This window comes from Candidatus Sodalis endolongispinus (genome assembly GCF_018777395.1).
GTDB lineage: Bacteria > Pseudomonadota > Gammaproteobacteria > Enterobacterales > Enterobacteriaceae > Sodalis_B > Sodalis_B endolongispinus.
Map to the genome: position 1 here is coordinate 637,202 of NZ_JAFJYC010000002.1, position 21,238 is coordinate 658,439.

At 55.7% G+C, this 21,238-nt stretch carries 10 protein-coding genes and 6 pseudogenes; 3 read left to right on the forward strand and 13 right to left on the reverse strand.

Annotated elements, in window-relative coordinates; genetic code table 11:
* The 3 pseudogenes from hisA to hisIE all read left to right on the forward strand — a co-directional run bounded on the left by hisA (position 1) and on the right by hisIE (position 2,091).
* Positions 1–742 (forward strand): annotated as a pseudogene (hisA, locus tag JZM24_RS16265) (1-(5-phosphoribosyl)-5-[(5-phosphoribosylamino)methylideneamino]imidazole-4-carboxamide isomerase).
* Positions 724–1,486, forward strand: a pseudogene (gene hisF / locus JZM24_RS16270) (imidazole glycerol phosphate synthase subunit HisF). The pseudogenes hisA and hisF overlap by 19 nt, the downstream one beginning before the upstream one ends.
* Positions 1,480–2,091, forward strand: a pseudogene (gene hisIE / locus JZM24_RS16275) (bifunctional phosphoribosyl-AMP cyclohydrolase/phosphoribosyl-ATP diphosphatase HisIE). The pseudogenes hisF and hisIE overlap by 7 nt, the downstream one beginning before the upstream one ends.
* Positions 2,092–2,436: 345 nt before the next feature.
* Here hisIE and JZM24_RS16280 read toward each other — a convergent pair.
* The 13 genes and pseudogenes from JZM24_RS16280 to galE form a co-directional block, all read right to left on the reverse strand.
* Positions 2,437–3,351, reverse strand: coding sequence for a hypothetical protein (locus JZM24_RS16280; RefSeq protein ID WP_215670981.1), 915 nt, complete (start codon positions 3,349–3,351; stop codon positions 2,437–2,439).
* Positions 3,352–4,240: 889 nt separating this feature from the next.
* Positions 4,241–5,647 (reverse strand): NADP-dependent phosphogluconate dehydrogenase, encoded by a 1,407-nt coding sequence (gene gnd / locus JZM24_RS16285; protein ID WP_215670983.1) that lies wholly within the window; start codon positions 5,645–5,647, stop codon positions 4,241–4,243.
* Positions 5,648–5,905: 258 nt separating this feature from the next.
* Complete coding sequence (locus tag JZM24_RS16290; RefSeq protein ID WP_376775562.1) at positions 5,906–6,892, reverse strand: glycosyltransferase; 987 nt, start codon at positions 6,890–6,892, stop codon at positions 5,906–5,908.
* 8 nt (positions 6,893–6,900) lie between these two features.
* Positions 6,901–8,037: pseudogene (locus JZM24_RS16295) on the reverse strand (glycosyltransferase family 4 protein).
* A gap of 96 nt (positions 8,038–8,133) precedes the next feature.
* A complete protein-coding gene (locus JZM24_RS18930) occupies positions 8,134–10,119 on the reverse strand; it encodes a glycosyltransferase (RefSeq protein WP_215670985.1) in 1,986 nt (661 codons plus the stop codon).
* Positions 10,120–10,232: 113 nt separating this feature from the next.
* Positions 10,233–11,555 carry a BUD32 family EKC/KEOPS complex subunit gene (locus JZM24_RS16305; RefSeq protein ID WP_215670987.1) on the reverse strand — a complete coding sequence of 441 codons (1,323 nt, stop codon included), beginning with the start codon at positions 11,553–11,555 and terminating at the stop codon, positions 10,233–10,235.
* A gap of 207 nt (positions 11,556–11,762) precedes the next feature.
* The gene (locus JZM24_RS16310) at positions 11,763–12,098 is read right to left on the reverse strand and encodes a class I SAM-dependent methyltransferase (RefSeq protein WP_215670989.1); all 336 of its coding nucleotides are present in this window, start codon (positions 12,096–12,098) and stop codon (positions 11,763–11,765) included.
* 18 nt (positions 12,099–12,116) lie between these two features.
* Positions 12,117–13,385 (reverse strand): annotated as a pseudogene (locus JZM24_RS16315) (ABC transporter ATP-binding protein).
* The gene (locus JZM24_RS16320) at positions 13,385–14,182 is read right to left on the reverse strand and encodes an ABC transporter permease (RefSeq protein ID WP_215670991.1); all 798 of its coding nucleotides are present in this window, start codon (positions 14,180–14,182) and stop codon (positions 13,385–13,387) included. Before JZM24_RS16320 ends, JZM24_RS16315 begins: the two are co-directional and overlap by 1 nt.
* Positions 14,182–15,558: a phosphomannomutase CpsG gene (gene cpsG, locus JZM24_RS16325; protein WP_215670993.1), complete on the reverse strand. Its 1,377-nt coding sequence runs from the start codon at positions 15,556–15,558 to the stop codon at positions 14,182–14,184. The genes JZM24_RS16320 and cpsG overlap by 1 nt, the downstream gene beginning before the upstream one ends.
* A 357-nt stretch (positions 15,559–15,915) precedes the next feature.
* Complete coding sequence (locus JZM24_RS16330; protein ID WP_215670994.1) at positions 15,916–17,331, reverse strand: mannose-1-phosphate guanylyltransferase/mannose-6-phosphate isomerase; 1,416 nt, start codon at positions 17,329–17,331, stop codon at positions 15,916–15,918.
* Between the two features lie 749 nt (positions 17,332–18,080).
* A pseudogene (locus JZM24_RS16335) lies at positions 18,081–19,661 on the reverse strand (outer membrane protein assembly factor BamB family protein); the annotation flags it as partial.
* A gap of 528 nt (positions 19,662–20,189) precedes the next feature.
* Complete coding sequence (gene galE / locus JZM24_RS16340) at positions 20,190–21,209, reverse strand: UDP-glucose 4-epimerase GalE (protein WP_215670997.1); 1,020 nt, start codon at positions 21,207–21,209, stop codon at positions 20,190–20,192.
* Positions 21,210–21,238: the final 29 nt, after the last annotated feature.

The window sequence follows — 21,238 nt, forward strand, 5'->3', positions numbered from 1 at the left end:
GTGATTATACCCGCTTTGGATTTGATTGATGGCGCCGTCGTGCTGCTGCATCAGGGCGATTATCAGACTCAACGCCATTACGGCGTCGATCCTCTGCTGCGGCTACAAGATTACCTCAGCCAGGGCGACGAGGTGCTGCATTTGGTGGATTTAACCGGCGCCCGCAGTCCGCAAGCGCGCCAGATCCCGCTGTTGGCCCGGCTACTGGCCGGGGTGGCGACGGCGCTGGTGCAGGTCGGCGGCGGTATCCGTAGCGCGGCGGATGTCGAGTCGCTGCTGGAGGCGGGCGCCACCCGTGTGGTGGTCGGCTCCACCGCAGTACGCCAGCCGCAGGAGGTACAGCGCTGGTTTGAACGTTTCGGCCCTGATGCGCTGGTATTGGCGCTGGACGTGCGCATCGACGACGACGGCCAGCGCCGGGTGGCGATAAGCGGCTGGCAGGAAGATTCCGGCGCGATGCTGGAAGAGGTAATAGCACAGTATCGCCCGCTCGGGCTGAAGCATGTGCTGTGTACAGATATCTCCCGCGACGGCACGCTGGCGGGCAGCAATGTGTCGCTGTATCGCTCGCTGTGCGACGCCTGGCCCGATATCGCTTTTTAATCTTCCGGCGGCATCGGCAGCCTGGCGGACATCGCCCAGCTTCGCCACAGCGGCGTGCAGGGCGTCATCGTCGGCCGCGCGCTGTTGGAAAATAAATTCACCGTGGCGGAGGCGCCTGGCATGCTGGCAAAACGCATAATTCCCTGTCTGGATGTCCGGCAGGGCCTGGTGGTAAAAGGGGTGCAATTCCGAAATCACGAAATTATCGGCGATATTGTGCCGCTGGCGCGCCGTTATGCCGAAGAAGGGGCCGATGAGCTGGTATTCTATGATATCACCGCCTCCGCCGACGGCCGGGTGGTGGACAAGCGCTGGATAGCCGAGGTCATCGATATACCCTTCTGCTTGGCGGGAGGTATCCAAAGCGTGGCGCAGGCCGGCGAAATCCTCTCTTACGGTGCCGACAAAATTTCGATTAATTCCCCGGCGCTGGCGGACCCAACGCTCATCAGCCGCCTGGCGGATCGCTTTGGCGTCCAATGTATTGTCGTCGGTATCGATACCTGGTTCGACGCCGCGAGCGGGCGTTATCAGGTCAATCAATATACCGGCGACGAAACCCGCACCCGCATCACTACATGGCAAACCCTGGACTGGGTAGAGGAAGTACAGCGGCGCGGGGGAAATCGTTTTGAATATGATGAATCAGGACGGCGTGCGTAATGGCTATGATTTGCCGCAGTTGCGGCAGGTCCGGGAACGCTGCCACGTTCCGCTTATCGCTTCCGGCGGCGCCGGCACGATGGCGCATTTTCTCGCAGCGTTTCGCGAGGCGCAGGTGGACGGCGCGCTGTCGGCGTCGGTGTTCCATAAGCAGATCATTAATATCGGTGAATTAAAGCAGTTTTTGGCGGCAGAGGGAGTGGAAATCAGATTATGTTAACCGAACAACAGCACCAGCAGCTGGATTGGCAAAAAACCGGCGGTATGCTGCCCGCTATCGTCCAACACGCCGTCTCCGGCGAGGTTTTGATGCTGGGCTATATGAATGCCGATGCGCTGCAGGCGACCGAGCAATCCGGTCAGGTGACGTTTTACTCGCGCAGTAAGGGCCGGCTGTGGACCAAGGGCGAGAGTTCCGGCAACGTTTTGCGGTTGGTCAGCATTCACCCTGACTGCGACAACGATACGCTACTGATTTTGGCCCATCCTCAAGGGCCAACCTGCCATAACGGCACCAGCAGCTGTTTCCATCCCGCCGCCAGCGATTGGGGGTTCCTTTACACGCTGTAAACGCTGCTCGGCGCGCGTAAAAACGCCGATCCGCAAAGTTCCTACACCGCCAGCCTTTACGCCAGCGGCACAAAACGCATCGCCCAGAAAGTCGGCGAAGAGGGAGTGGAAACCGCGCTGGCCGCTACGGTGCACGACAAGGAGGAGCTGACCAATGAGGCGGCCGATCTGCTTTATCATCTGCTGGTGCTGTTGCAGGATCAGGAGTTGGATTTAAGCCGGGTGATCGGCCGTCTGCGCGAACGTCACCGCTAACGGCGCGTTGTGCGGCTGGTAACACAGCGCAGCGGGTAATACGGCACGGCGGGTAATACAGCGCAGCGGGTAATACGGCACGGCGGGTAATGCGGCCGGCGGGTAATACGGTGGGCAGGCGTGATTGTCAGGCGTGAAACGTCCTCTTTGGCGCAGGCGCGCATGTACCTATCACGCACCCGGGATGTGCACGTTAAGCGGCGCGCTCATCGGTAAACGATGAGTCGCGCGCCGGGGATGCCGACAGTTGGCAGTGGGCATCTGCCAACTGCCAACTTTAACGCTATTGACCTGCCGGCCGCCAGGGTAGCCAAGGCGGCAACCTTATTAAGGGTAATGGCCGCCTCAGGTGGCAATGCTGCCGATACCCGAGTCCACTGACGCCGCGCCGCTCCCGGCCGCAGCTGCTGCCTGTTGCGCGGCGTTCAATTCTTGCCGCACATCGGCGGCCAAATATGGACAACCGAGTAAAATTTGCTGCGCCAAGTTGCGCAGTGCCGTGGGCAACCCTTCCAGCCGCCGCGCCAGCAGGCTGAGGATCGGTCTTGGGGCGTTGCGGCTCAGCTCAACCAGACGCTGGAAAACCGCCAAACCATCGTCGGCCGGGACGGCGGCAAAATGGGTGGCGATATGCTCCAGCAGGTCATCTTTGGCCAACGGCGCCAAACCCGATAACCGATTCAGCCAGCGCTGGCAATGCTCCGCTAATCGCTGTTCTGGTAGGTGACCAAAAGCCTGCTCACTGAGATCCTGTAACACCGCCGGTTGCAAAAGAGGCGGCCAGCGGTCAATTAAAGCCAATAGCGCGTCATACAATTCCGACACCTGCTCTGTGTCCATTGCGTGAAACAGTTGCCCGACCAGCGGTGTCACCGCCCTATGCTGTTGGTCTGCGGGCAATCGGTATGCCACGCCACGCCGTCCTTCCCGGCCAAGCCAATCCATCATCTTGTCGAACCGCGCCGTAGCGCTCACCTTCGCCGCGGCCGATGGCGCTGCGCGTGCCGGTCGGGAGGAAACCACGGCTCGGCTTCGCCGCTTGGGCGGCAGCGGCGGCGGAAGATCCTCAACGCCGGCCGCGCGCGGGCCGGCAGACGGCGCGGATGACGCGGCGCGCGCCGGTCGGGAGGAAACCACGGCGCGGCTTCGCCGCTTTGGCGGCAGCGGCGGCGGAGTATCATCAACGTCGGCCGCGCGCGAGCCGGCAGACGGCGCGGATGACGCGACGCCGCCATGGGGAAATGCCCACTGCAGGGCCATCGCGACAAACGCCTGGCGGTGTTGGGGCTGACCAGCAGGTTGAACAGTAGCCCGGTTAACGACGGGCAAAAACGTATCGTGACGTGGAGGGGTGACAGTGTCTACCGACCATGGCAACGCGGCGCGGCCCGATAAAGCTCCGGCGTTAGTTTGCCGTTGGATCTTATGCTGCGCCGTTCCACCGGCAGCAGCCATGGGCGGCAACGCCGGTGCGACAGTCGATGTTTCATTCTGCGTTGACATAGGCCGGGGCGCCTCTCTAAGGATCGCGCCACCGCGTTCGGCGCGCGCGGCGTTGTACGCCGTGCTAATCCATTTAGCGCACGAGACGTTCACCTGCGCCCCTCTGCGTTCAGCGCGCGTGGCGGTGTCCGCCAAGCGGCCCTGGCCAAAACCGCGAAGCTTGTTCATTACGCAGCCATGTTCGATACGCCGCAAGTAATTGGGCAGCGCGGCCTGAGTAACGTTTAAACCCCGGGTATGGAAGGGGGTCCCCATGGCGGTCGCGGCAATGTCGTCGTCCCCGCCCGCTCTCCCTGGCGGGGCCGTATTAGGTTGAATATGTGCGTTCCCGGCGTTGAGCCCGGCATTGTGCTGGGCGTTATGCCGGGCGCCTCCGCGATGAATGAGCAACGAACGAAGCATGGATGATTCCTTTTAATTGTAATCGCTTCCAGAATAAGGCCCGCAGTATAGCCAGGCCTGTCAGCGCAAAACATCACGGTTTCACCCTAATTGACTCGTTTCAAATCCCGTCACCACCGGCAAGACAAAAAAACGGCCGGTAAAACCGGCCGGTAACGCTGTTTGCTTTCAGTTGACGCAGGAGAATGCGGCTTCCGACGTCTTCCGTGCGGCACTCATCGCGCCTGTGCGGTAGCGGAAGCGGTTATTCCAGCCATTCTGTGTGGAACACCCCTTCCTTGTCGGTACGCTTATAGGTATGGGCGCCAAAATAGTCGCGCTGGGCCTGAATCAGGTTGGCCGGCAGAACGGCGGATCGGTAGCTATCATAGTAAGCGATAGCGGCAGAGAAGGTCGGCGTCGGGATACCGTGCTGAACCGCATAGGCCACCACATCGCGCAGCGCCTGCTGGTAGTCATCGGCAATCTTTTTGACGTACGGCGCCAACAGCAGGTTAGCGATCGCCGCATCCTCGGCATAGGCGTCGGTAATTTTCTGCAGGAACTGGGTGCGAATAATGCAACCGGCGCGGAAAATTTTCGCAATCTCGCCGTAATTCAGACTCCACTGGTTCTCTTCCGAGGCGGCTTTCAGCTGAGAAAAACCCTGCGCATAAGAAACGATTTTGCCCAGATAAAGCGCGCGACGCACTTTTTCAATAAAGTCCGCTTTGTCGCCGCTAAACGCTACGCTCTGCGGGCCGGAAAGCACCATGGATGCCGCCACGCGCTGCTGTTTGAGCGACGACAGATAGCGCGCAAACACCGACTCGGTGATTAAACTCAGCGGTTCGCCCAAATCCAGCGAGCTCTGGCTGGTCCATTTTCCGGTGCCTTTGTTGGCCGCCTCATCCAGAATGACGTCGACCAGATAATTGCCCTGATCGTCCTTCTTGGTAAAAATATCTTTCGTAATATCAATCAGGTAGCTGCTCAGCTCCCCTTTGTTCCATTCGCTGAAGATGCTGGCCAGCTGCTCATTGCTCAGGCCCAGCGCGTTTTTCAAAAGCGCATACGCTTCGGCAATCAGCTGCATATCGCCGTATTCGATGCCGTTATGCACCATTTTGACGTAATGGCCGGCGCCATCGGGACCGATGTAGGTTACACAAGCTTCACCCTCGGCACGCGCGGCAATTTTCTCAAGGATAGGCGCCACCAGCTCATAGGCGTGTTTCTGGCCACCGGGCATGATTGACGGCCCTTTCAGCGCCCCTTCTTCACCGCCGGACACGCCGGTACCGATAAAGTTAAACCCTTCTTCAGACAGCTCGCGGTTGCGGCGGATGGTGTCTTTGTAAAAGGTGTTGCCGCCGTCAATAAGGATGTCACCCTTTTCCAAAAACGGTTTCAACGAGTCAATGGTTTTATCAGTGCCTTTACCGGCCTTGACCATCAACAGAATACGCCGCGGTTTCTCCAGCGAATTGACAAACTCCTCCACGCTATAATAGGGCACCAGCTTTTTCCCCGGGTTTTCCGCGATCACTTCATCGGTCTTTTCGCGCGACCGGTTAAAGATGGATACGCTGTAACCGCGGCTTTCGATGTTAAGCGCCAGGTTGTGCCCCATAACCGCCATACCGACGACGCCTATCTGTTGTGTGGACATTAAGCAACTCCTGTAGTAAGGATGACCCCTGCCGCCGACGTCCGGCGAACAGGTCTATATGTATATTATATGTTAATCTAAGCAAGTGTCTCGCGGGTAGTGATTGGTGCGATAGCTTCGCACTCCTTAATCGTGCCCCGCCAGTTCGCGATAAATATCAGCATAGCTACTGACCATCCGCGTGGAGGTAAATAAGGCGTTAAAACGCTCGCGCGCCTGCTCGCCATAGCGCCGGGCCAGGGCGGGATCCTGCCAAAGCTAGCGCATAGCATCCGTCAGCTCCGCCGGCGACGCCGGCGGCACCACCAGACCGGTTTGCCGGTGGACGTTGACATAGGTGGTGCCGGTGCCGATTTCACAGCTGATTAGCGGCTTGCCATACATCGCCCCCTCCAGCAGCGTAATGCCAAACGCTTCCGAGCGTAAATGTGACGGTAAAACCAACCCATAGCAACTTTCCAGCAGCGCGGCTTTGTCCACATCCGGCAAAGCGCCGAGAAAATGCATGTTCTTCAGCCCCAATTCGGCACAACGTTTTTTCATCTCCGCTTCCATTGGTCCCACGACGATCAAAACGATGGGATAAGGCGCGCTACGCGCCGCTTCGACCAGCGTATGTAAGCCTTTGTAGTAACGAAACGCACCAATGAACAGAAAGAAGCGCTCGCCGAACCGGCTGCGCCACTGGGCCTGGCGCGCCTTATCCTGCGGCGGATAAGACGCACGATCGAGCCCGAAGGGGATCACCGACACCTTGGCTTGGTAGCGCTGCAATACCGGGCTGGTGGCGACATAGTTCGGTGAGGAGGTGACGATACGATCGACATCGCCGAGAAAATAGCGCATCAGCGGCGTATACATTCTCAGGATGAATTTCTGTTTCACAATATCCGAATGGTAGGATACCACGGTGGGTTTGGTATTCGCCGCCAAAAAATGTACCATGTCCATGAAAGGATAGGGAAAGTGGAAATGGACCACATCGGCCTCGGCCGCCAGTTGACGGAAACGCGCAATGGCGCCAAATGAAAACGGCGTGGAAGCGAATTCAAAATTGACGGCGCTATAAGCGGTATGATGCTGTCCCAGCGGCATCAGCGCGCCGTGGCCACGTGGGCTCAGCGCCAGTACGGTTGAATCGATACCGTAGGCTTGGGCGTCTTCGCACAGCTGAAAAATGACCTGCTCAATGCCGCCGTAAGAGTCGGGATAGTAGGTTTTATAAAAATGTAAGACTTTCAGCATAGACCCCATCAAACCTTTAAATAAGCTTTCATCGTATCCTGCGCGCAGCGCTGCCAGGAAAACTTTTGCACGTTGGCCAGACCGGCGACCCGGGCCTGTGTACGCCACGCCTCGTCTTGCAGCCCCGGCGCGATCCCCGCGCTTAAGGCGTCGACATCCCGCGGTTCACAGATGAACGCCGCATCCCCCGCCACCTCCGGCAGCGACGCCGCGTTCGAGCACACCACCGGCACGCCTGACGCCATAGCTTCCAATACCGGCAAGCCGAATCACTCATACAATGAGGGAAACACAAATAAGCGCGCGGCGGCAAATAAAATCGGTAGCTCCTCTTGCGCAACATAGCCCAGATATTTAACCCACCCTTCACGACTGCCGCGCTCAAAGCGCTGATGCTCGGCACCGCTGCCCCAGCCCTTATAACCGCTTAACACCAGCGGATAGCGCTGCCGCAACGCTTGAGGAAGTTGCTCATAGGCGTTAAGCAACACCGCCAAATTCTTGCGTGGCTCAATGGTGCCGGTAAATAAGGTATAGCCACCATAATCGATACCCAACCGCGCCATGAGCGGCGCCGCCGCTTCCTCGGCGCGGGGATAAAACGATTTGCTGCACGCCAAGGGCGTAACATCAATCTTCTCAACCGGATAATTGAAATACGCCGCCAGCTCATGTTTGGAGAACTCGGAAACGGTAATGATGCGGCTGGCGCGACGCAGGCTGGACAGCATGGCTTTACGCAAATACCGTACCCGTTGTGGTGGGTGGTATTCAGGACAGGTAAAAACGGAAATATCATGGAAAGTGGTGAGCGCACGCGGCATCCCTACCGGCAGGTAATAATTCGGGCTGTGGTAAATGTAATCACGATAATCACGGAGCGCGCGCCATTGACAAAGTGGCAACGCGAGTCTGTACATTTCGATCACGGCGCCACGCCGTTGCAGCCATGTACTCCAAGCCCGTGGGAGCAATGCCGACTCACGTTGATATTCCGGCAGGGAGGTCTCTACCTGTAACCGGTTAAAAAATCGCAGATCGTCTACTTCAGGCATACGCCCTAGCTGGTGCACAAGCTCCAATGCATAACGGCAAATCCCGGTTAACGGGTATTTTATCGCATCGGTAGCGAACATTATTTTCATGCGTGGGATCCTAATCCTGAAGCTATCGGCGCGACGCCGGCGCAAATGCCGGGCAAACTATCGTCAACAGCCGCACCGGCCGTCGTGCTCCCGCGGCTATGTCCCCGGGGCGGCAAGCGGTAACCGCGCAATCAACTGTTGAATGTCGTCGCCAGCGGTAGCTGGCATATCGTCGGCCTCCAGACTGTCAATCTCTAGCGCCGGGTTAAGGGCAATCTGCTTAGCCCATTGCGTCAGACAACGCTGCAGTTCCGCGGCGATGGCGGATGAAGGGCAAATAATACGATCGGCATAAACAAACATCGCCCGCAGACCGGCATCATCCGGTGGACACGCCTGTTGCGACGTCGCAAGCAATGGCGCGGCCAGCTCATCATGAGACAACCAGAACACCACTTGCGTTCCAGATCTGACCAGAGCGTCAAGCTCCGCCTGCTGCCTGGCACTTAACCGATTCTGTGGTTCCGCCACCAGCAGCACGTCCCGCCGGGCAAAAAGGACGGGGTCATCTTGCGCGCGCGCGGCGGCAAGATGACCGTCTTGATTGACCACGGCATAACGGTAGCCGCCCTCCTGCAAGGCATAGACGACCCGTAATGAATAATTCGCAATCCCAGTCGACAGCAACGTGGTAATCAGTCGATGCGTCAGGGGGGCAGCGGCTGTATCGCCCAGCGCCATCATCGCCGAGGCATCAACCAGCAGCCGTGGCGTTGACTCACTGAACGCATTTTGCACCAGCGCCCAGGCAACGCCCAATCGATCACTTTCTTGATTCAGAGTAACCCTAGATACCAGACGCTCAATGGCCACGGCGGTGAATTGCCTGGCGTCCATCTGCGGCGGTGATAACACCATCTGACTATTCATTACGCGCTCAAATCCTGCCAATGCCAGCTGGGCGGTACGATCCCAGGAGAATTTTGCCGCCTGCGTCAGAGCATGATTTTTCAGCTGCTGATAATAATCTTCATCCTCCAACGCACGTAACATACTATCGCGCATGGCTTGGATATCTGTCGGGTCAAACATAGCCTCAGGCCAGCCAATAACCTCCGGCAAGCTAGTAGCATTTGACGAAAGAGTAGGCGCACCACAGCTCATTGCCTCCAACGGCGGCAGGCCAAATCCTTCATGGAGTGAGGGGAAAACAAACAGTTTACACAGATTGTACAAAATGATGAGATCACTGTCAGGTAAATAACCGGTAAACAGTACCTGTTCAGGCGTTAGCCCACATCTGGCACTCAGCCTCTGAATTTGAGCAAGTTCGGCCGGGCGGATTTTGCAGGCCAGTACCAACGGGCAGCCATTTCGCCACGTTTCGGGTAATTGGCTATAGGCTTTAATCAATGTCTCAATATTCTTGCTCGGCTCGATCATAGCCAATGTCATCATAAATGTTTCTGGCAATTGATAGCGCTGGCGGAAATCCTGCTTTTGCGCCGGAGTAAGCGCAAGCACGCGAAACTCCGGCTCTACGGCCGAGGAAATGTTTATCACCCGCGACACATCGATAGCGGTATATTTTTCCACCTCCTCCGCTGCCGAAGCGGAAATCGCAAAAATCGCGTCTGCGCGTTCATATTCATGCAGCTTGTTGGTATAGAATTGGCGGAAATTGATATCAGCCAGATAGGTTTCTGGATTCAATAGCGGGATCAAATCGTGGCAAACGCAAACCGTGCGCCATGTCACCGGATAGTCGGGGATCGATACGATATATTCATCCACATGCCCCTCAAAAAAACTGATGACGAACACCACATCAGGATTGATATGGGCAATAGCGACATCGCGGCTGATATGTGCAGCGCGGTTACGTTCAGCATTGGCGGCATCGCAGGCCGCAACCGGCCCTTGAGCTGAAAAGGTATAAATCTCGCTGGCCGGCAGCACATCCTGATAGGCCTGCCGCACTTCGCGGATATTATCCAGAGAGAACATGCCATTGAGCAGAATACTGACCCGATGCTCGCCGGCATTGCGGATGATAGCCCGGCTCATGGCCATGGTACTACGGCCGATACCGCGGTATTTACTTGCCGATTGCAGCCCTTGAACGTCAATAAGAATATGCACTGCTGTCACCCTTTATTTTTCAGCTGCTGATAAATATTTCGCACCTCAACAGGCACGCTGTCCATGTCGTTCAATTGCGCCGATAACCGCGCTAGTTGGGCATCGTGAGTTGCCTACTGCATCCCTTCCTCTACGGAATGAGAGTGAGGAAATAAACGCTGAAAAAGTTGCCTTGCTTGTGGGTAGTAACCGCATTTATGTAAGGCATTGATTAACCATGACTTCAGTCCCGTACGTTGATGGATCTGCGCATAACAGACTTTCAACAGCCGTAGGACGGCGTGGCGGGCGCGTCCTTTTACACCATGATGGCGTAATAAATGGTACTGCAAGCCGGCATAACGATAGGGAGCCATCAAACGCCAGGAACGGCTAGCCAAAACGGCCGCCAGCCGTTCGTCGCTTTCCTGAGGGCGCTCACGCTGCTCGGCCAGTTGTTGCTCAAGCCTCTCAGTGCGGCGTTTCAAGTCTTCAAAAGCGGCGTTAAGATCGGTATCCGGCGGCGGCGGCACGTTTTCGCCTGGCAGGTGGTGCACATGCAGTTGCAGTTGCAGTTGCTGTAGACCCGATTCCATAGCCGCTACCCAGCGTTCCAGCCCGGTCTCCTGATCTTCACAGGACGGCAACTGATCGCGTTGCAAATATAGCGCCTGCAGCCTGGCGAAGGTTAACGTTTGCACCGGCTCACGCCAGGCGGCAAACAACCAGCGGCGAAACGGTTCCGGCACACTGAACGGGCTAAGCGCAAAGGGACGAAGTAGAGTGATTTTAGTGGCTGGCGGGTTAAACACTTCGTTGACAAAAATAGACCAGGACTGAAAGAGATCATATGGCCAGACACAATCGGCTTTTTCAGCACCTATCGAGTCATAATCAATGAGACGCCGCTCACCTTCGGAATTGATAAGGACATTCCAGCTGCGCAGGTCGTCATGATAGAGGCCGGCATGTTCCAAAATCGTCAGCTGCTCCAGCAGGTCGCCGAGGATGCGTGCTGTATCCACCGCTTCTTGGCGCATTAACCGATCCCGCAGTAACTCTCCCTCCAGCCGTTGCGTTATCAGCCATCCCTCGCTGTCGCTTATGCCATGTCCGATCAAAGCCGGCGCCAAGAAGCCCGACGGCGGCGCACTGAGAAAGGCGCACTCGCGCCGCAGTTCGGCCTGATTACGTTGTTTCTCCGCCTCCAGCAGGCTATCGTCCGCCAGGTTGAAATTGATAACCTTACAGAAATAGTCTTTGCCAACGTAATAACGCCGGCTACCGTGGTGAGCCCCCTGAGCTTCGGCATAAGGCGCATCACGCCACGCCTCGATGCCAAAACAATGCCCATCAAGCAGCAGCCAATGCTGACTGACGACATACAGCGGGCGATAAATTGCCGAGAGATGGGTATTAAAACGCGCAATTTCGTGAAAAAATGCACAGTCGCGCAATAATTCACGCGGTTCTGCAGGCTGAGACGGTCCCCAGTAAAGCGGTTCTTCGCGTAAAGCTATTTCCAGGATGACGGCTTCGGTGCATTCAGCGAGACGAGCCAGCCAGCGCTGAGTCCGCGCCACGCCATGAAGATGAACGATATGGTGGAACACGCTCAAGCCGATAGCCAGATCGTATTGCCCCGGCTCCAGCGCATCGATAACCTACTCAATTCGCCCGGTGGCAAAAGAGGCATTCAATTGCGGGTTTTCATCGGCCAGCGCGCGGCACACTACGATATTTTGCTCCTGGAAATCCACGCCGCTAACGATGGCGCCGCGCTCGGCCAGGCTTAGACAAAAGAAACCCTGGGCACAGCCCAGATCGAGTACCCGCAGAGGTCGGCCAAGCCTGGCGGCCAATTGGTCATAGATGGCCCCAAGGGTATCAATGCGATCATAACAGTCCCGCGACGCCGCCTGCGCCCATTCCGGGTGGCCATAAATGGTCTGATACACCTCAGGCAGTTCCGCCACTAACCGCTGCACATTTTTACTCATTGCTTTCACATAGCCTTTTTATGAATGACTTTTAAATGTCGATGCCAAATCTATCAGACCCCAGAATTCTACTTTGCGGCTAACATGCAACATGATGGCGTCATAACGTCGATCTAATGGCATCATCTCGCCCAAAGGATTACCGGCAGAGATACCGCAAGAGAGTAAATAGTCACCCTGGTTGAGATTCATAAAGAAACTGAAGGTAAAGACTCTGACGTCTCCGGCTTTGACCGATATATGCTCTCGCCCTTGAGAGCAAAGAAATGAATTGGTACCGTATAATAATAGTCCTTCAAGACTTTTAATCAGCATACCGGGCACCACACTGTCGAAGTCCTACTCAAACAGCACTTTGACATGCAGATCCGTCTGGCTGTTGCTCGCAATCGATGCGGGGTAGTGCTCGTCGCCAGCCTGAATGTCGAAATCGATAATTTTCGCGCCGCCTTGCCCCCAGCGATATTCTTCTGCCCGATAACCGTGGCGGCTGGCGAAGAGGTCACCTTGGTTGGTCAACGATAATCGCCCCGACGTATCCGCCGGCGCCGTATTAGGAGTAGCGTCTTGCTGTTTGCCGAACAGTTCATCTAAATAGCGGTTAGTCACATCAAGCTCAATGGCCCCATTTTTGAGAAAAATGGCGCGGTCACAATGCTTGACGATATCGCCGGCGCTATGGGACACCAGCAACAGCGTGGTACCTTGTTGCTTAAAATCGGCGATACGCGCAAAACATTTGGCTTGGAAGCGAGAGTCCCCGACCGACATGGCCTCATCGACGATAAGTATGTCCGGCCGCGATGCGGTCGCTACCGCAAACGCGAGTCGCATCTGCATGCCGCTGGAGTAGATACGAACCGGCCTATCGATATAGTCGCCTATATCGGCAAACTTCTCGATGTCCGCCATCATACTGGTAATCATTTCACGGCTATAGCCCATCATCAAACCGGACATATACACGTTTTGCCGGCCGCTGAAGTCGGGATGAAAACCCATTCCCAGCTCCAGCAACGCCGCAACACGTCCTTGAATGGCAATACTACCGGTGGTGGGTTTCGTGGTACCGGTAAGAAGCTTTAGCAATGTGCTTTTACCAGCACCATTAACGCCAACGATACCGACTGATTCGCCGGCCTGCACGCTAAATGAAATATCTTTTAGCACCCATTTTTTACTATGACGCTCAACGGAAAGCAGCCCGAGTTTTTCCACTAACCGCAGCCATTTTGAGGCGTAGTATTTATAGGCTTTGCCAACCTGATTGACTTCAATACGGGTCATTAAATCTCATCCACAATATCGGCCGCATGACGCTGAAACATCCGCCAGCCGATGGCAAACAGCACCAGGGCGACAGCCGTGACCGGCGTCAGCGCCAGCCAATTAGGCATAAGATGATAAAGCAATACATTTTGATATGACTCGACTAGCGTCGCCATAGGATTGAATCGCATCGCGGAGCGGGCCCATTCGGGAAGCGTGCGGGCAGCGTAGACGATGGTGGTAAACCAAAACCAGAACTGCAGTAAAATAGCGACGAACTGCCCAACATCACGCACAAAGACATTCATCACGCCTAATATAATTCCCAGACCGACAGTAAAAATCATCTGCACCAACAGCACGGGGATAATGGCAAAGAAGATCCAGCCGGGGAACGTGCCCGAAACAAGCATAAACAGTACGAAAAGCGCGAAGATAATCAGGAAGTTTATCAATGACGACACCGACACGATGATCGGCAGGCAAATACGCGGAAAATTGAGTTTCTTAAGTATATTGTCATTATTGAGAAACACATTTACCAAGCCGTTTAACGTCTCGGTAAACAAACCCCAGGTCAGCACCCCCGAACAAAGGTAAATGCTATAGGCGAAGGGGCTGTTCATATCCGGCAAACGCGCACGCATCAGTGAAGAGAAAACCAACGTATAAACCGAGATCATGGCCACCGGCTGCAAAATCAGCCATAGCGCACCAAGAAAACTACTTTGATAGCGCGACTGAAAATCTCGGCGGATACTATCAATAATAAAGCCGCGGTAGCGGTAAATGCTGCCGAATAGGGCATTAAGCATCAGTGCGTTCCAGTCAGTATGGCAAGAATATCCTGGGTTTTCTTCTTCATCAAGGCAGTGTCGCCACGAGACTCGACGTTCAGCCGTACCACCGGTTCGGTATTGGAACTGCGCAGATTGAAACGCCAGTCGGCAAACACCAGGCTAATACCATCGGTGCGATCGATTGCCAGCGTCTCATCACGGTAATGGTCCAGCACCGCGGCAATTGCCCCCGGCGCATTGGCAAGCTGGCGGTTAATTTCCCCCGACGCCGGGTAAGCACGCATCCGCTCGCCCACCAATTGACTCAGGGACTGTCCCCTCACCGCCATCAGCTCCGCCACCAGCAGCCACGGAATCATTCCGCTGTCGCAATAAAAGAAATCACGGAAATAGTGATGGGCGCTCATTTCCACGCCGTAAATGGCGTTTTCCGCGCGCATCCGCTCTTTGATAAACGCATGACCGGTTTTCGACATCACCGGCGTACCGCCGGCACGGCGAACAATATCCTCGGTGTTCAAGGTCAGGCGGGGATCGTGAATGATTTCGCTGGCGGGATGTTTTTGCAAAAAATCTTCTGCCAGCAGGCCGACAATATAATAGCCTTCAACAAAGCCCCCTTGCTCATCGAATAAAAAGCAACGATCGAAATCGCCGTCGAAAGCGATACCCATATCGGCGCCGGCGTTATTTACGGCATTAGTGGTATCCTGTCGGCATTCCGGCAGCAGCGGATTGGGAATACCGTTGGGAAAATTGCCGTCCGGCTGGTGATGCACTTTGACGATGGAAACCGGCGCGCCAGCGGCCTGGAACCGCGCTTCAATCGCGTCCACCACATGCCCGGCGGCGCCATTGCCCGAGTTGATAACCAGCTTCATCGGCCGGCGAAACCGTGCCAGATCAATAAACCACAGCAGATGATCAATATAAGCCGACAAGACGTCGACGCGGCGCAGGGTACCCCGCTGGCGCGCTGGCGGGCCGAAAGCATTTTCTTCGGCCAGACGCTGGATATCGCGCAGGCCGGTATCGCCGCTAATGGGTAGGGACTGCTCGCGCACCAGCTTCATGCCGTTATAATCCATCGGATTATGGCTGGCCGTCACCTCGATACCTCCGTCCACCCCCAGATGAGAGGTGGCGAAATAAATTTCTTCCGTGCCGCTCATGCCGATATCCAGCACGTCAGCGCCGGCATCGTTCAGCCCGCGCGCCAGTGCCTGTTTCAACCCCTCGCTGGTCAGACGCACATCGCCGCCGACTAGCATATTGCGTGGCTTGAGTAGCTTGCCGTAGGCGCGTCCGATGCGGTAAGCAATATCCTCGTTGAGCTCCGCGCCCAATTTTCCCCGAATGTCATAGGCCTTAAAACAGGATAGAACAGCCATGTTTCCCTCAAAATGTTTTTGACAGCAATACCGATAGGGTAATTCTATCATCTACCGCGATAGCGGAACCAGATGGTATTTTTCTCTGCCTGCGGGAGTTCCCCTTCATCGGCTTCATTTTCCTCGCGATGCTCGCCCTCTCTCCGGCACAAGGAACGAGCCGGTGCCAGCCTACTGCCGTCGGGGTGAACGGCGAGAAAACCGCATCGTCACACATGAAGGAAAACAGCCTTTCTGATGTAACCGCATTGCATTGCAATCGACATTATTGCACCGCAGGCGCGAGGGTAAAGCAGGGTGACCCGGCCATACAGCAGATTAATCCTGAAATCAGCCGGATGCATCGCATTGCCGGCATCAGCAGCGGCCGTAAGGATCCTTTAACCGAATGATGTCGTCTTCCCCAAGATAAGATCCCGATTGAATCTCCAACAACTCCAGCGGAATCTTGCCCGGGTTTTCCAGAGTGTGCACCGACCCGACCGGAATAAAGGTGGACTGGTTCTCGGTCAGTAAAAAGGCGTTGTCCTCCACCGTCACCCGCGCGGTGCCGGACAGCACGACCCAGTGCTCGGTACGGTGATGATGCATCTGCAGCGAGAACATCCCGCCAGGTTTGACGGTGATGCGATTGACGTTATAGCGGGCTTCATTGACCACCGTATCGTTGCGCCACCAGGGCCGGTAGGATTCGCGATGGCGGCGATATTCGCTGCGGGCGTGGCTTTTCAGGTATTCCACCACTTTCTTGACGTCCTGCGCCTTATCTTTATCGACGACCAGGACCGCATCCTTGGTGTTTACTATTACCAGGTTATTCACCCCGATAGCCGCCACCATTTTCTCATCGGTGTTGATATAACAATTGGCGGTATTATGCAGGAAAACATCGCCGGTCAGGGCATTGTGCCTCTCGTCCTTTTGATTGACTTCCCACAGCGCCGACCAGGATCCGACATCGCTCCAGCCGGCATCCAGCGGTACCACCATCGCGTCGGCGGTTTTTTCCATCACCGCATAATCCACCGAGTCATCGGGACAGGTGATAAATTCGTCTTTATCGACACGGATAAATTCTTGATTACTGTCCGCCTGGGGCGACTCAATGGTTTTCTCACAGGCAGACAGGATATCCGGGCGATATTTACCCAGCTCGCTGAGGTATTTTTTAGCGCGGAACAAAAACATACCGCTGTTACAGTAATAATCGCCGCTGGCGATATAACGCTCAGCGGTGGCCAGATCCGGTTTTTCCACAAACCGATGCACCTGTAAGACCTCGGCCTCTTTTTGCGCCGCCCCGCGCTGAATATAACCGTAACCCGTCTCAGGCGCGCTGGGCACGATGCCGAACGTCACCAGACTGCCGCTGCGGGCATACGGGAGCGCTTGCATAATAGCGCGGTGAAACGCTTTCTCATCCCCAATAACATGGTCGGCGGCCAATACCAGGAGCAGCGGATCATCGCCATCCACGATTGCGCTCAAAGCAGCCAGCGCAATGGCCGGGGCGGTATTACGCCCGACCGGTTCCAGGATAATGTTTTGCGACAACTTGTCGATTTGCCGCAGCTTTTCCGCCACCAAAAATCGGTGTTCCTCATTACAAATCACCAGCGGCTGACGAGTATCGAGCCCCTCAAGACGCAGCACCGTTTCCTGCAGCATGGAGTGGTCACCGTGCAGGGTGAGAAACTGCTTGGGATAGAGCTCACGCGACATCGGCCACAGACGGCTGCCGGTTCCACCGGCCATAATTACGGGAAGCAACATACATGTCCTTTTCGCCATAGGAAGAAAGATACCCTCATGCCGCAGGCACCCCGTTCGGGATAGCGTTCGAGCATTAACGGAACCCCGCCTTTCACCTTTTAGGCAAGCCAAAAGAGTTACGGTAAAAAATTGCCCTGAGCATACACTTGCACATCGTCACGATCAATTGCCAGTGCCGTCGCAGACAGGCCTAGCGGCATGTTTGTAGGCGTAAAAACCTCCGGCGCGACGCACTGTTTTTCCCTGCTTTGCGCTGCGTGCCGCGGCATAACGCGGCCTGTGGTGCCCCGACGTGCGTGAAACACTATCATCCAGCGCTCCCTTCTACTATTACTATTACCCTGATAGCGATAACTATAAACCATATAGAGAAGAGCGTAGGGCGCCCACGGGTCGCGACCTGCGCGGCGCAAGCGATTTTTGCAACCTGCTGCCCAACGAATCTGGGCCAATGGCCCCTGCCCCGTCATCCGGGCTTGGTTGCGCGAACACCGACGCAGCGCATGTGGACCGAGGCTTATGGACGTGACGCCGAGGCCGGGTGTGCTGGGCCAGCACGCCGGAGGGCGGCAAAACGATAAAAAATGTCTGCCCCGCGGCCGGGGCGCGTTTCGCGTTCACGGACAAAAAAAGGGCCGATATCGCTATCGGCCCTCGTACGTTGACTGGCTAACGCCGGCGGTGATTCCCCTTACGGCAACGCTTCGCTAATTTCACCGGCGATCATATCCTCTCCGGCAGCGCTTAGCTTATTTCGCCGAAGATGAATGTTTATCGGGCAGCGCGTAGGCAATGATGTAATCCCCCAGCTTGGTGCCGAACGAACCGTGTCCGCCCGCGGCGGTCACCACATATTGCTTGCCGTTAACCTCATAGGTCATTGGCGTGGACTGACCGCCGGCGGGTAAACGGTCCTGCCAGAGCGGTTTACCGCTGGTGACGTCAAACGCGCGGATATAATTGTCGGCCGTCCCGGTGATAAACATCACGTTACCGGCGGTCGCAATCGGTCCGCCCAGCATCGGCATGCCCATTTTAAACGGCAGCGGCAGCGGCGAACTGTCGCGTACGGTTCCGATGCGATGCTTCCAGGCAATAGTGTGGGTTTTCAGGTCCACGCCCGCGATATATCCCCAAGCGGGCTGCTTGCAGGGTAAGCCAAAGGGCGACAAGAAGGCTTCCAGCGTCACGCCATAGGGAACCCCGTATTGGGGCTGCAGACCCGCTTCGGAGCCGGAGCTGCTGCTCTTGCCCTTTTCAGGTTCTATCGGGTTGTTGGCGCTGCGAGGTATCAACCGCGACACAAAAGGTAACGCCATAGGATTGGCAATCATCACCTGGCGCTGCGGATCCACCGCCACCCCGCCCCACTCAAACATGCCGAGGTTCCCCGTGAAAACCAGCGTTCCCTGTTCGGAAGGCGGCGTAAAGATGCCATCATAGCGCAGCTTATGGAACATTACCCGGCACACCAGCTGATCGAACATGGTCGCGCCCCACATATCGGCGCCGGTCAAATCCTTCTTCGGCCGGAAAGTCAAATCGGAGAACGGCTGCGTCGGCGAGACATGATCTCCCTTGGCCGCCCCTTGCGGCACCGGTCGCTACGGCGCCGGCACTATCGGCGTACCGGTGCGTCTATCCAGCACGAAAATGTCGCCGGTTTTGGCCGGCGCATAAATGGTCGGGACTTTCTCTCCCTGCTGATTGGTGATATCAACCAACGTCGGCTGGGCGGGAACGTCCATATCCCACAAATCGTGGTGAACGGTTTGATAGAACCAGACCAATTTACCGGTGGTCGCATTTAACGCCAGGATCCCGCTGGCGAAGCACTTCATCTCCGGCGTGCGGTTGCCGCCCCAGATATCAGGGGTGGCAACGCATATCGGCAAATAGACGATATCCAACTGGGGATCATAGGCGGCCGGCGCCCAGGAATTGGGAGAATTGGCTACATAATTCTTACCCTCGGCCGGGATGGCGTTCGGCTCGGCATTACCGGGATCAAACGCCCACAGTAGCGCGCCGGTGACCACATCAAAGCCGCGTATCACCCCAGAAGGTTCATGATTGGAATAGTTATCCGTTACTGCTCCCGCGACAATGATCACCTTATCGGTAACGACAGGCGGCGAGGTCGGTTCATATTCGCCCGCGGTTGTTACCGGCATATTCGCCTGTAAATTCAAATCGCCTTGGTCGGCGAAACTGTCGCAGCGGGCGCCAGTATCGGCGTTCAGCGCATAAAGATGCCCGTTGTTAACCGGCAATAAAATGCGCCGCGGACAATCCTGCGCCGCGTTTTGAGCGGCATTCGCCACATTCGCCGCCGGCCAGCAGGTAGAGTCCGCATAATGCAGCGAACAGCGCGGTGATTATCACAATTCTGCGCAAAAGACTTTCTTTGTTCATATCATCCCGGTCCACATATTTTTATCGATGTAATCCGACAGGCGCGACAACACATTTGTCATCAAACACGCTCATCTGGATACTTAACAACGGCAATAGCCGCTTTCTTACTGTGCAATGAGTAAAAAAACAAAAAACCATCGCCGCAATAACCCGTTCATTGCCACAAAAAAATGAAATTACACCGTGAGCGTCTACTGCGTTTCCTGTATAGAATATAGGCTCAGATTCTGCGTTAGCAAACGGCGATTATTAAATAATTGTGAAGGAATCTTTGCATGCGGGTAACTCTCCCGGCCAGAGCCTCATTAACGGCTTGCCTGCCGTCAGTTAAAATACGTAACGGCGTGAGCGTGTTGCCGATAAATTCGCCAAGGCCGGGTCAAAAAAAACCATCCGGTGAGGGTGGGTTTGTTGAGCATCTAAAGTCCGCTGTAGCGGGCCTACGGCTGGTGATAGCCATCAGGATTCTGACTTTGCCATTTCCACGTACCGCGCATCATACAGTCGAGATCGCGCTTGGCGGTCCAGCCTAGTTCACGCTGCGCCAGCGTTGCATCGGCCCAAAATGCCGCCAAATCGCCCTCACGTCGCGGGGCAACTTGGTAGGGTATGGTTTTGCCCGATGCTTTTTCGAACGCCTTAATCATTTGCAAAACAGAATAGCCCACGCCAGCGCCAAGATTATAGGCTTTATAACCCACGTTGGTGGCAAGTTTATCCATCGCTTGCAGATGACCGTCCGCCAGATCCATAACGTGGATATAATCCCGCACGCAGGTTCCATCCTCGGAGGGATAGTCATCACCAAAGATTTTTAATGACGGCTGACGCCCAACCGCGACCTGGGCAATAAACGGCAGAAGATTATTAGGTATCCCATTGGGATCTTCGCCGATAACCCCGGACTCGTGTGCGCCTACAGGATTGAAATAGCGCAGCGCGATAATGGAAAATTGCGGCTCCGCTTTGGCGAAATCGGCCAGAATTTGTTCAACCATGAGTTTGGAGGTGCCATAAGGGCTGGCGGTACCGCCAATAGGGTACGTTTCAACATAAGGTACCGGCGCGTGTTGGCCATACAAGGTCGCCGACGAACTAAAAATAAAATGATGTACCCCCGCGCGGCGCATTTCGTCGAGCAACACCAAGGTCCCATTAACATTATTTTGGTAGTATTGCAGCGGCAGCCGGGTAGATTCGCCTACCGCGTTAAGGCCGGCAAAATGAATCACTGCGCTGATATCATGTTCGTCGAAAATCTGCTGCAACACTTGCGGGTCCTGAACATCACCCTGATAGAAAATCAAATCCTTATCGGCTAACTCTGATACCCGGTCGAGAGATACGTCAGAAGCGTTGACGAGATTGTCCAGCACCACGACCTCCTCATCGCGTGCCAGCAACGCCAAAACCGTATGCGAGCCGATATACCCCGCCCCGCCGGTGACCAATACAGCCATTGTCACTCCTTTTTAAATATAATTCAGCG